We start from the raw sequence: 11,440 nt of genomic DNA on the forward strand, positions 1-11,440 counted from the left end.
GTAGAAGGCGCGGTATTATGCCTGCTTTGTCTGCCGGCATGAAAAGCCGGTGGTCGAGCACCCTTGGCACTGGGTTGGAAAACCCCGCCCCCTTCGCGGGTAAAACCGCTCCCACAGGGGCGAGCAGCAGCCTCAACAATGGCGGAATGAAACACATGGCACCCTGGCTGACAGTAGTAGGCATCGGCGAAGACGGCTTCACTGGCCTTGGCAAGCAGGCCCGGCGCGCCCTGCTGGGCGCCGCGCGCATCTTCGGCAGCCCGCGCCAGCTGGCCCTGCTGCCCCGCTGTGTGGCAGGCGAGCGGCTGGGCTGGCCAAGCCCGTTCTCGCTGGCGCCGGTGCTGGCGCTGCGTGGCGAGCAGGTCTGCGTGCTGGCCAGTGGCGACCCCATGTTCTACGGCGTGGGTGCCAGCCTGGCACGCCAGGTGCAGCCGGGCGAAATGCACGTGCTGTCGATGCCCTCCTCCTGCGCCCTGGCCGCCGCCCGCCTGGGTTGGCCGCTGCAGGAGGTGCAGGTGGTGTCACTGGTGGCGAGGCCGCTGGCTGCGCTCAGTGCCCATCTGCACAGCGGCACCCGGCTGTTGGTCTTGAGCAACGACGGCGAAAGCCCGGCCGCCATCGCCGCACTGCTGTGCGAGCGGGGTTTCGGCCCCAGCCGGCTATGGGTGTTTGAACACCTGGGCGGCGACGCCGAGCGCAGGTTGGAAGGCAGCGCCCAGGGCTGGCCTCACCCGGCGACTGCCGGGTTGAACCTGGTGGCTGTCGAGTGCATCGCCAGCCCCGGTACCCCACAGCTACACCGCCTGGCCGGGCTGCCCGATGCCGCCTACCGCCACGACGGGCAACTGACCAAGCGCGACGTGCGGGCCATCACCCTCGCCCGCCTGGCACCGCAACCCGGCGAGCTGCTGTGGGACGTGGGCGCAGGTTGCGGCTCGATCGGCATCGAATGGATGCGCGCGCACCCGGCCTGCCGGGCCCTGGCCATCGAGGCTGACGAAGGCCGCCAGGGCCTGATCGAGCACAACCGCGATGCGTTGGGTGTGCCAGGCCTGCAACTGGTGCGCGGCAAGGCGCCAGCAGCGTTGCAAGGGCTGGAGCAACCCGATGCCATCTTCATTGGCGGCGGCGTCACCCGTGAAGGGGTGCTGGCCCAGTGCTGGGCAAGCCTGCGCCCTGGGGGGCGGCTGGTGACCAATGCGGTGACGTTGCAAAGCGAGCTGGCCCTTGCGCATTTTCGCGAACAGCACGGTGGCGAGCTGACCCGCATCCATGTGGCCCACGCGCAGCCGCTGGGGGCATTCGACACGTGGCGTCAGGCGCTGCCCATCACCCTGCTCGAAGCGGTAAAACCTGTTGATGCGTGAAGAGACCCGCGAGCAGCCTGCGCCCCTGCGCAGCGGCCTCACCACTGGCAGCTGCGCCACCGCCACCAGCCTGGCGGCCGCCCGCCTGCTGCTGACAGGGGTGGCCAGCGATGCGGTCAGCATCACCCTGCCCAAGGGCAAGGTGGTGCAGATGCGCCTGGAGTTCTGCCGCCTGGCCGACGGCAGCGCGGAGGCCGGCACGCTCAAAGACGCAGGCGACGACCCAGACGTGACCCACGGCGCCCTGCTCTACAGCCAGGTGCGGTTGCTGACCGAGCCAGGCACACGCTTCGTCGCCGGTACCGGTGTAGGCACCGTCACCCGCCCGGGCCTGGTGCTGGCGGTGGGCGAGCCGGCCATCAACCCGGTGCCCCGGCGCATGATCACCGAGCACCTGCACGCTCTAGGTGCCGAATGCGGCTATGCGGGCGGTTTCGAGGTGACGGTGAACGTGCAGGGGGGCGAGCAGTTGGCCCTGAAAACCATGAACCCGCGCCTGGGCATCCTGGGTGGCTTGTCCATCCTGGGCACCAGCGGCATCGTGCGCCCCTTCTCGTGCGCAGCGTACATCGCCTCCATTCACCAAGGTATCGATGTGGCCCACACCAATGGCTATACCCATATTGCTGCGTGCACCGGCAACGCCAGCGAGGACACCATGCGCCGGGTGTACGGGCTGCCGGAAATCGCCCTGATCGAGATGGGCGACTTCGTTGGCGCGGTGCTCAAGCACCTGCGCAAGGTACCGGTGCCACGCCTGACCCTGTGCGGGGGGTTCGGCAAGGTCAGCAAGCTGGCCGCTGGGCACATGGACTTGCACAGCCGCCATTCCAGCATCGACCTACCGCAGTTGGCCGGCTGGGCAGCGGCAGTGGGCGCCGCCCCTGCGCTGCAGGCCGCCATCATCGCCGCCAACACCAGCCAGCAGGCGCTGGCAATGGCCCATGCGGCAGGCGTGCCACTGGGCGATGCGGTATGCGCCCACGCGCTGGCTTTTGCCCGCAGCGTGGTACCGGCCCAGGTCCAGGTAGAGGTGGTTGCCATTGATCGCCAGGGTGGCATCGTCGGCCGGGCAGGTGCCCAATGAGCCAGCGCATCCTGTTGCTCGGCGGCATCACCGAGGCCCTGGCCATCGCCCGGCTGTTGGGGCCGCAGCACGTCTACAGCCTGGCCGGCATCGGCCGTGTGCCCGACGACCTGCACTGCCAAGTGCGGGTGGGTGGGTTTGGCGGTGCGTCGGGGCTGGCCAGCTACCTACGTGAAGCCGGTATTACGCTGCTGGTCGATGCCACCCACCCGTACGCGGCGCAGATCAGCGCCAATGCTGCCAGCGCGGCACGCATGGCCGGTGTCCCCTGCTGGGCCCTGCGCCGCCCGGCCTGGCAGGCACAGGCGGGGGACGACTGGCGCGAAGTGGACGGCTGGGCGGCGTTGATCACCCAGCTGACGCCGTTCAGCCGCCCCCTGTTCACCCTGGGCCGTGAGCCCCTGCAACACCTGCACGAGATTCCACCGACGCAGTTCTGGACCTTGCGCGCCCTGCAGGCCTGCCCGGGCAACGCGCGCTGCGAAGTGATAGGTGCGCGTGGGCCGTTTCAGCTGGAGGATGAGCGGGCGTTGTTCACCAGCCGGGGTATCGACGTGCTGGTCAGCAAGAACAGCGGCAGCCTGGCCACGGAGCCCAAGCTGGAGGTAGCGCGGGCGCTGGGTGTGCCAGTGTTGATCCTGAAGCGGCCAGTGCTGGCCGAGGTGGAGCGGGTGTTTTATAGCGGGGCGGAGCTGGCGGCGGCGTTGGGGGTGGACTGATTGCGGGTTCCTCGGCGATTCCCTAGATGAGGTGGGGATTGCTGGGGCTGCGGTGCAGCCCATCGCGAGCTGCGCTCGCTCCTACAGGGGTGGGCGATGTTTCTCACCGTTTGGACGTGGCCTGATTGGCACTGCTGCCGTAAACTCGGGCACCCCCTCTGGAAGGCGCTAACCATATGGAAATGCAATGGTGGATCTGGCTGGTGTTCGGCATCGCGCTGATATTGCTCGAGCTGGTCCTGCCAACGTTCTTCATCCTCTGGTTCGGCATCGGCGCCGTGCTGGTGTCGCTGATCGCACTGGCATTCCCCGACCTTCAACTGGATATGCAGGGGCTGCTGTGGGTCGTGCTGTCCTCTGCCACCACGGCACTGTGGTTCAAGGTGTTCCGGCGCAAGCAACCGGACGTGCGCTGGACAGCCGCCAGCGTGATCGGTGAAGTCGGGCTGCTCACAGCCGCCGTGTCCGAGTTCCACAAGGGCCGGGTGCGCTTCCAGAAGCCCATCCTGGGCAACGAAGAATGGGTCTGCATCGCCGACAGCGACATCCCCGCCGGCGAACGGGTACGCCTTACCGCCATCGAGGGCAATATCGCCCGGGTCATCCGGGCCTGAATCCGTAAAAAAGGAATTTGTCACCATGACCAGTCTCATCGTCGTCGGCGCCATCGCCCTGTTCGTACTCATCACCGTGTTCAAGGGGGTGCGTATCGTGCCTCAGGGCGAAGAATGGGTGGTCGAGCGGCTCGGCCGCTACCACACCACCCTCAAGCCCGGCCTGAATGTCGTCATCCCGTACATGGACGTGGTTGCCTACCGCCTGCCCACCAAGGACATCATCCTCGATGTGCAAGAGCAGGAAATCATCACCCGCGACAACGCCGTGATCGTTGCCAACGCGCTGTGCTTCGCCAAGGTCGTCGACCCGCAAAAGGCGTCCTATGGGGTGCAGAACTACGCGTTTGCCGTCACCAGCCTGACCATGACTTCGCTGCGGGCCATCGTCGGCGCCATGGACCTGGACGAAGCGCTGTCCAGCCGTGAGCAGATCAAGGCGCGCCTGCGCGAAGCCATGTCGGAGCAGACCGAGGACTGGGGCGTGACCGTTCGTTCGGTAGAAATCCAGGACATCAAACCTTCCGAGAACATGCAGCTGGCCATGGAGCGCCAGGCGGCTGCCGAGCGTGAGCGCAAGGCCGACGTCACTCGCGCCGAAGGCGCCAAGCAGGCGGCGGTTCTGGAAGCAGAAGCACGCCTGCAGGCCGCCAGGCTGGACGCCGAAGCGCAAATCAGCCTGGCCGACGCTTCTGCCCGGTCCATCTCGATGGTGAAGGACGCGGTGGGCAACGAGACCGTACCGGCCATGTACCTGCTGGGCGAGCGCTACATCGGTGCCATGGAAAACCTGGCCAGCAGCAACAATGCCAAGGTGGTGGTGCTGCCAGCAGACCTGCAGGAAACCGTGCGCGGGCTGATGGGCCGCAACAAGGTGTGAGGCGACCGGGGGCGCCAAGCCCCCGGCCCCTGCGTCACGTCACCGCACCCCGGCATTTTTGCCTATACTCGCGCTTACAATAGCCACCACGATTCCTGACCGGATCTCTCCATGCCCCCACGTCGGCACATTGCCTGGATAGCCTGCCTTGCAGTGCTGTTCAACCTGCTGGCCATGCCGCTGTCTTCTGCTGCGCCCAAGGGCCCGGCAGAGCAGCTGCTGTGGGGGGCATTCTGTTCCAGCATGGCCAGCAAGGCCAACGTCGATGTCCAGGCCCTGGCCAAGATCGACCTTGGCCCGCAAAGCGACGACAGTGCCAGCCTGATGAACTGCTGGTGCTGCTCGGGTGCAGCCCCTTTGCTTGCCCTGCCCACCCCGCCCCTGCAACTGCACAGCCCGCCAGTGGGTTTGGCCGCAATGCTGTCACCCCCTGCCCAATACACACCCACGCCACGCCAGCTCTGGCCTGCGCTAAACCCACGTGCCTCTCCGCTGGCCTGATTGCTTCACGCGTTGCGCCTGAACATCATCATCTCGGAGATTCACCATGCTCAAGCACGCCCTTGTCGCGGCCGCCCTGCTGCTGCCTGCCGCTTTCGCCAATGCTCACGAATACAGCGTGGGCGACCTGCACATCGCCCACCCCTGGTCGCTGCAGCTTCCCCCCAATGCGCCCAATGTCGCCGCGTATTTCGTGGTGCACAACAATGGCAAGGCTGACGACCGCCTGCTAAGCGCCGAAAGCCCCATCAGCGATGACACGCAACTGCACGAGCACGCCATGGGCGCCAGCGGTGCCATGAAGATGCAACAGGTGCCCAGCGTGGTGGTGCCTGCAGGGCAAGACCTGGTGTTCGCGCCCAGTGCCTACCACGTGATGCTGATGAACCCCAAGGACCGCAGCCTGCTCACCGACGGAAAACGCTTCCCGCTGACCCTGCACTTCGAAAAGGCCGGTGACGTCACCGTGGATGTGGCCGTGCAGCAGCAAGCCCCTGCGGGCCAGCCTGAAGCCCACAAGCACTGATACCTGCTGACAGGCACTGGCCATGAGCCTGCCGCGCAACAGCCCACGCCGTACCACCCGCCCTGATAGCAGGCGCGTCGGTGGCGGATGGCTGAGCCTGTTCGCCATGTGGATGATTTTCATCGGCCCGCTGATATCGCAGTCGATGCCGATGGACCACTCAGCGGGCATGCCCATGAGCATGAACATGCCCATGGACATGCCGATGCCGGCTGCCCACGATCATGGTGACGGCCACCACGGCCAGGGCAGTGACGGCCAGCTGCATGTGATGTGGGAGAAGTGCGGCTATTGCAGCCTGCTCTTCAATTGCCCTGCACTGCCACAAACCCTCAGCCCGCTCAGTGTTGCGGGCATTACGCCCACTTCCCATCCCCAGGCGACCACGCACCAGGGCCATGCCCGGCAGGCTATATTCCCCGGTGCGCGCAGCCGCGCCCCGCCATTCCCGATCAGCGTCTGACCCCCTTCGCGTACGAGGCCACGAGGCTTCGCGCACCCTTATGACTGATCGACTGGAATCATTATGTACGGCTGCACCCCTGTTTTTGCCCTGTCCCTGCGTGGGACCATCGCCGTGCTCTGCGGCTCGCTGCTGGCCCCCGTGGCCCTGGCCGCCGACCCCGCACATGCAGGCCACCTCATCGATGCCCCCGAGCTCAGCCCCACGGTGATCACCGCCGTGGCCCCCAGTTCACCCCTGACCGTGGTCACCAACCCCAAGGACCCGCGCCAGCCCGTGCCCGCCAGTGACGGCGCTGACTACCTCAAGACCATCCCGGGCTTCTCGGCCATACGCGCCGGCGGCACCAATGGCGACCCGGTATTGCGCGGCATGTTCGGCTCACGCCTGAACATCCTCACCAATGGCGGCCTGATGCTGGGCGCCTGCCCCAGCCGCATGGACGCCCCTACGTCGTATATCTCGCCGGAAACCTATGACCGCCTGACCGTGATCAAAGGCCCGCAAAGCGTGATCTGGGGCCCGGGCGGCTCGGCCGGTACCATTTTGTTCGAACGCGAGCCGGAAAAGTTCGGCACCTTGGGCAGTCGCGTCAATGCCAGCCTGTTGACCGGCTCCAATGGCCGTTTCGACAAGGTGGTGGACGCCGCTGCCGGCAACAGCCAGGCCTATGCCCGCTTTGTGGGCAACCAGTCGCGCTCCGGTGACTATAAGGACGGCAACGGCCACCACGTGCCGTCGCGCTGGGACAAATGGAACGGCGACGTCGCCCTGGGCTGGACGCCCGACGCCGACACCCTGCTGGAACTCACCGCTGGCAAAGGTGATGGCGAGGCCCGCTATGCCGGCCGTGGCATGGACGGCTCGCAGTTCAAGCGCGAAAGCCTGGGCCTGCGTTTCGAAAAGTCCAACCTGGGTGAGGTGCTCGACAAGGTCGAAGCCCAGGTCTACTACAACTACGCCGACCACGTGATGGACAACTACAGCCTGCGCACGCCGTCAGGCAAAGGCATGATGGGCATGCCCATGGTCAGCAACGTTGACCGCCGCACCCTCGGCGCGCGCATCAAGGCCACCTGGCGCTGGGCCGACGTGCAATTGATCAGCGGCATCGACGCGCAGACCAACGAACACCGCAAGCGTGGCGGCATGGGCGTGGATGCACACCGTGGCCAGCCCTGGACCAAGGATGCCGACTTCCACAACTACGGGGCCTTCGGCGAGCTGACCTGGTACGTCAGCGGTGAAGACCGCGTGATCACCGGTGCCCGACTGGACCGGGCCTCGGCTCGCGACTTCCGCAAGGGCAGTGCCACTGAAAACGACACCCGTGCCGACACCCTGCCCAGCGGTTTCGTCCGCTATGAGCACGACCTGGCATCGCTACCGGCAACTGCCTACATCGGCCTGGGCCATGCCCAGCGGTTCCCTGACTATTGGGAGCTGTTCTCGCCAAAGAGGGCACCGGCCGGCGCTGTCAATGCCTTCGACGGCATCAAGCCTGAGAAGACTACCCAACTCGACTTCGGTATCCAGTACCGTGGCGAGCGCCTGGAAGCCTGGGCCTCAGGCTACGTGGGGCAGGTGCGCGACTACATTCTGTTCGACTACCGCACCGGCATGATGGGCATGACCACCTCCCAGGCGCAGAACATCGACGCCCGCATCATGGGCGGCGAATTGGGTGCTGCGTACCAGCTGACCGATACCTGGAAGGCCGACGCCACGCTGGCCTATGCCTGGGGCAAGAACAGCAGCGATGGCAAGGCGCTGCCGCAGATGCCACCGCTGGAAAGCCGCCTGGGCCTCACCTATACCCGCGACGCCTGGAGCGCCGGCGCCCTCTGGCGCCTGGTGGACGAGCAAAACCGCATCGCCCGCAACCAGGGCAACGTGGTGGGCAAGGACTATGGCACCAGCGCAGGCTTTGGCGTGTTCTCGCTGAACGGTGCCTACAAGGTGAGCAAAAACCTCAAGCTGAGCGCCGGGGTGGACAACCTGTTCAACAAAGCCTACGCCGAGCACCTGAACCTGGCCGGCAACGCCGGTTTCGGCTACCCGGCCAGCGACCCGCAGCCGGTAAATGAACCCGGCAGAACGCTCTGGACCAAGGTCGACTTCAGCTTCTGACAACAATAAAGGGCGCGGCAATGCTGCGCCCAACGGCTGTTCATACGGGAGGTTCCCATGAGAGGAACACGCGTTTCATTCTACAACCTGGCCTGGCGTTGGCATTTCTATGCGGGGCTGTTCGTGGCCCCGTTCATGATCCTGCTGGCGATCACCGGGATCATCTACCTGTTCAAGCCGCAACTGGACCCATTGCTGTACCGCGACCTGATGGTGGTCGAAGCCGGTCATCACCGGCAAGGTGCGGACGTGATGCTGGCCGAGGTTCGCAAGGCCCACCCCAAAGGGCATGTCGGCCAGTACCTGCCGCCACCCACCCCCACACGCAGCGCACAATTTGTTGTGCATGAAGACGGGCGCGAGCTGAACGTCTTCGTCAACCCGTACAGCGGCAAGGTGCTGGGCGAGCAGGATGCCAAGCGCAACCTGCAGGCCATTGCCCGCGCCCTGCATGGCGAGCTGATGGTAGGCACCGTGGGTGACCGGCTGGTGGAGCTCGCAGCAGGGTGGGGCATCGTGCTGGTGGTGTCGGGCCTTTACCTGTGGTGGCCACGCGGGCGTAAAGGCGGTGGCGTGCTGTGGCCACGGTTGGCGGCCCGTGGGCGCTTGTTGTGGCGCGACCTGCATGCGGTCAGCGGCTTCTGGGGCTCGGCCCTGCTATTGCTGATGCTACTCAGTGGCATGACCTGGACCGGGCTGTGGGGCAAGCAGTACGCCGAACTGTGGAACCGTTTTCCGGCTGCCATGTGGAACGACGTGCCCAAATCGGACCAGCAGGCGGGTGCGCTGAACAGCGCCCACCGCCAGACCGTACCATGGGCCATGGAGAACACGCCGATGCCGCAGTCCGGTGCCCACGCCGAGCACGCAGGCCACCACGGTATGTCGAACATGCCCGCCGCACCCCAGGTCAGCGTGCAGCAGGTGGAGGATATCGCTACTTCGCGCCAGGTCGAGCCGGGTTACAGCATCACCCTGCCCACCACCGCCGAGGGCGTGTTCACCGTGGCCGTGTTCGCCGACGACCCACGCAACGACGCCACCCTGCATGTAGACCAGTACACCGGCAACGTGCTGGCCGACGTGCGCTGGCAGGACTACAGCCCTGTGGCACGGGCCACCGAGCTAGGCGTGATGCTGCATGAAGGTCGAATGTTTGGAGCCGTCAACCAGGTCATCATTCTGCTCGTATGCCTGATGATTCTGCTGGGCTCGGTGAGCGGGTTGGTGATGTGGTGGCAACGCCGCCCTACTGGCGGGCTGGGCGTCCCCCCTTTGCGCCATGACCTGCCACGCTGGAAGGCGGCGGTGGCGGTGATGCTGGTGCTAGGCGTGTTGTTTCCGTTGGTGGGGATATCGATGATTGCCTTGTGGGTGGTCGATAGCCTGGTGATGAAGCGCAGGGCCATGGCCAGTGCGTGATTTGTCTGGTTGGCCGTAACAGGGTCTGCGCCTGTGAAACCGAGCGCCGCGCAGGCGGCGCTTGATCTCGCAAGCGCTGCACCCGCCACGCCGAACACGCCCAAGCACAATTCTGCGCCCCCCCTGCTACCCAAAAGTCGAGTCGATCTGTCGCGCCCCGAAATGGGACGAGCGTGTTAGCCTAGCCGGCTAGCTCAGACAAGAAGACAGACCTTTACAAGGGAATGCAGCCTATGACGCAAACCGTACCCAACCCACCTGAAGAACAGCACCTGCAGCGCAACCTCACCAACCGCCACATCCAGCTGATCGCCATCGGTGGCGCCATCGGCACCGGCCTGTTCATGGGCTCGGGCAAGACCATCAGCCTGGCCGGCCCGTCGATCATCTTCGTCTACATGATCATCGGCTTCATGCTGTTCTTCGTCATGCGTGCCATGGGCGAGTTGCTGCTGTCGAACCTGAACTACAAATCGTTCATCGACTTTTCCGCCGACCTGCTCGGCCCTTGGGCCGGCTACTTCACCGGCTGGACGTACTGGTTCTGCTGGGTGGTCACCGGCATCGCCGACGTGGTCGCCATCGCTGCCTACACGCAATTCTGGTTCCCGGACCTTCCCCAGTGGATACCGGCACTGACCTGCGTGGCGGTGCTGCTGTCGCTGAACCTGGTCACGGTCAAGCTGTTCGGCGAGATGGAGTTCTGGTTCGCGCTGATCAAGATCATCGCCATCCTCGGCCTGGTCGCCACCGGCCTGTACATGGTGGTCACCGGTTTCACCTCGCCAAGCGGGCGTACTGCGCAACTGGCCAACCTGTGGAACGACGCGGGGATGTTCCCGCACGGGGTCATGGGCTTCTTCGCCGGCTTCCAGATTGCTGTGTTCGCCTTCGTCGGCATCGAGCTGGTGGGCACCACCGCCGCCGAAGCCAAGAACCCTGAGCGCACCCTGCCCCGGGCGATCAACTCCATCCCGATCCGCATCATCGTGTTCTACGTGCTTGCGCTGATCGCGATCATGGCCGTTACCCCATGGCGCGACGTGGTACCAGGCAAGAGCCCGTTCGTTGAGCTGTTCGTGCTGGCCGGCCTGCCGGCAGCAGCCAGCATCATCAACTTCGTGGTGCTGACCTCGGCAGCCTCGTCGGCGAACAGCGGCGTGTTCTCCACCAGCCGCATGCTGTTTGGCCTGGCCCAGGAGGGCGACGCCCCCAAAGCGTTCGAGAAGTTGTCGCGCCGCGCCGTGCCGGCCAACGGCCTGTACTTCTCGTGCCTCTGCCTGCTGCTGGGTGCGGTGCTGATCTATCTGGTGCCAAACGTGATCGAGGCGTTCACCCTGGTGACCACGGTGTCGGCGGTGCTGTTCATGTTCGTCTGGACGCTGATCCTGCTGTCGTACCTGAGCTACCGCAAGCACCGTGCACCGCTGCACCAGGCCTCGAAGTACAAGATGCCGGGCGGGCGTTTCATGTGCTACGTGTGCCTGGCGTTCTTCGCCTTCATCCTGGTACTGCTCAGCCTGGAAGCCGACACCCGCTCGGCGCTGGTGGTCACGCCTATCTGGTTCGTGCTGCTGGCAGTGACTTACCAGGGCGTACGCCGCAGGCGCCATCCGCGCACTGCAGTCCGTAACGGCTGACAGCCCAAGGGGCCGCAAAGCGGCCCTCACCCTGCGAGCAGTCTTACTACCCATTAAACTGCGCACTTATTTCAGCTCGCTGTTGCTGTAG

11 protein-coding genes are annotated in these 11,440 nt (G+C 65.3%); all 11 read left to right on the plus strand.

All coding sequences use genetic code 11. The features are described from left to right. Window positions 1-155 precede the first annotated feature (155 nt). The 11 genes from APH25_RS09280 (at window position 156) to cycA (ending at window position 11,349) form a co-directional block, all read left to right on the plus strand. Complete coding sequence (locus APH25_RS09280; protein WP_060481702.1) at window positions 156-1,367, plus strand: bifunctional cobalt-precorrin-7 (C(5))-methyltransferase/cobalt-precorrin-6B (C(15))-methyltransferase; 1,212 nt, start codon at window positions 156-158, stop codon at window positions 1,365-1,367. Beyond that, window positions 1,360-2,454, plus strand: a complete 1,095-nt coding sequence (locus APH25_RS09285) for a cobalt-precorrin-5B (C(1))-methyltransferase (protein ID WP_060481703.1) — start codon at window positions 1,360-1,362, stop codon at window positions 2,452-2,454. Before APH25_RS09280 ends, APH25_RS09285 begins: the two co-directional genes overlap by 8 nt. Continuing rightward, on the plus strand, window positions 2,451-3,173 hold the full coding sequence (locus APH25_RS09290; protein WP_060481704.1) for a cobalt-precorrin-6A reductase: 723 nt from the start codon (window positions 2,451-2,453) through the stop codon (window positions 3,171-3,173). The genes APH25_RS09285 and APH25_RS09290 overlap by 4 nt, the downstream gene beginning before the upstream one ends. A gap of 176 nt (window positions 3,174-3,349) precedes the next feature. Continuing rightward, window positions 3,350-3,787 (plus strand): NfeD family protein, encoded by a 438-nt coding sequence (locus tag APH25_RS09295; RefSeq protein WP_028632783.1) that lies wholly within the window; start codon window positions 3,350-3,352, stop codon window positions 3,785-3,787. A 25-nt stretch (window positions 3,788-3,812) separates the two neighbouring features. Then, a complete protein-coding gene (locus APH25_RS09300; protein ID WP_028632784.1) occupies window positions 3,813-4,667 on the plus strand; it encodes an SPFH domain-containing protein in 855 nt (284 codons plus the stop codon). Between the two features lie 111 nt (window positions 4,668-4,778). Next, on the plus strand, window positions 4,779-5,168 hold the full coding sequence (locus APH25_RS09305) for a DUF2946 domain-containing protein (protein ID WP_060481705.1): 390 nt from the start codon (window positions 4,779-4,781) through the stop codon (window positions 5,166-5,168). 46 nt (window positions 5,169-5,214) lie between these two features. Then, entirely contained in the window at window positions 5,215-5,694 is a 480-nt protein-coding gene (locus APH25_RS09310; RefSeq protein WP_060481706.1) for a copper chaperone PCu(A)C, read from the plus strand. 22 nt (window positions 5,695-5,716) lie between these two features. Then, the gene (locus APH25_RS09315) at window positions 5,717-6,157 is read left to right on the plus strand and encodes a DUF2946 domain-containing protein (RefSeq protein ID WP_060481707.1); all 441 of its coding nucleotides are present in this window, start codon (window positions 5,717-5,719) and stop codon (window positions 6,155-6,157) included. A 63-nt stretch (window positions 6,158-6,220) separates the two neighbouring features. After that, window positions 6,221-8,287 (plus strand): TonB-dependent copper receptor, encoded by a 2,067-nt coding sequence (locus APH25_RS09320; protein ID WP_060481708.1) that lies wholly within the window; start codon window positions 6,221-6,223, stop codon window positions 8,285-8,287. Window positions 8,288-8,344: 57 nt separating this feature from the next. Next, a complete protein-coding gene (locus APH25_RS09325; RefSeq protein ID WP_060481709.1) occupies window positions 8,345-9,709 on the plus strand; it encodes a PepSY domain-containing protein in 1,365 nt (454 codons plus the stop codon). Between the two features lie 233 nt (window positions 9,710-9,942). After that, entirely contained in the window at window positions 9,943-11,349 is a 1,407-nt protein-coding gene (cycA, locus tag APH25_RS09330) for a D-serine/D-alanine/glycine transporter (RefSeq protein ID WP_060481710.1), read from the plus strand. Window positions 11,350-11,440 lie beyond the last annotated feature (91 nt).

Source organism: Pseudomonas sp. NBRC 111119 (assembly GCF_001320125.1).
In the GTDB taxonomy this organism is placed as follows: Bacteria; Pseudomonadota; Gammaproteobacteria; order Pseudomonadales; family Pseudomonadaceae; genus Aquipseudomonas; species Aquipseudomonas parafulva.

Coding starts and splice junctions, on each gene's coding strand:
- cycA (WP_060481710.1), top strand. CDS start 9,943: ATGACGCAAACCGTACCCAACCCACCTGAAGAACAGCACCTGCAGCGC.
- APH25_RS09295 (WP_028632783.1), top strand. CDS start 3,350: ATGGAAATGCAATGGTGGATCTGGCTGGTGTTCGGCATCGCGCTGATA.
- APH25_RS09290 (WP_060481704.1), top strand. CDS start 2,451: ATGAGCCAGCGCATCCTGTTGCTCGGCGGCATCACCGAGGCCCTGGCC.
- APH25_RS09320 (WP_060481708.1), top strand. CDS start 6,221: ATGTACGGCTGCACCCCTGTTTTTGCCCTGTCCCTGCGTGGGACCATC.
- APH25_RS09285 (WP_060481703.1), top strand. CDS start 1,360: ATGCGTGAAGAGACCCGCGAGCAGCCTGCGCCCCTGCGCAGCGGCCTC.
- APH25_RS09280 (WP_060481702.1), top strand. CDS start 156: ATGGCACCCTGGCTGACAGTAGTAGGCATCGGCGAAGACGGCTTCACT.
- APH25_RS09325 (WP_060481709.1), top strand. CDS start 8,345: ATGAGAGGAACACGCGTTTCATTCTACAACCTGGCCTGGCGTTGGCAT.
- APH25_RS09310 (WP_060481706.1), top strand. CDS start 5,215: ATGCTCAAGCACGCCCTTGTCGCGGCCGCCCTGCTGCTGCCTGCCGCT.
- APH25_RS09300 (WP_028632784.1), top strand. CDS start 3,813: ATGACCAGTCTCATCGTCGTCGGCGCCATCGCCCTGTTCGTACTCATC.
- APH25_RS09305 (WP_060481705.1), top strand. CDS start 4,779: ATGCCCCCACGTCGGCACATTGCCTGGATAGCCTGCCTTGCAGTGCTG.
- APH25_RS09315 (WP_060481707.1), top strand. CDS start 5,717: ATGAGCCTGCCGCGCAACAGCCCACGCCGTACCACCCGCCCTGATAGC.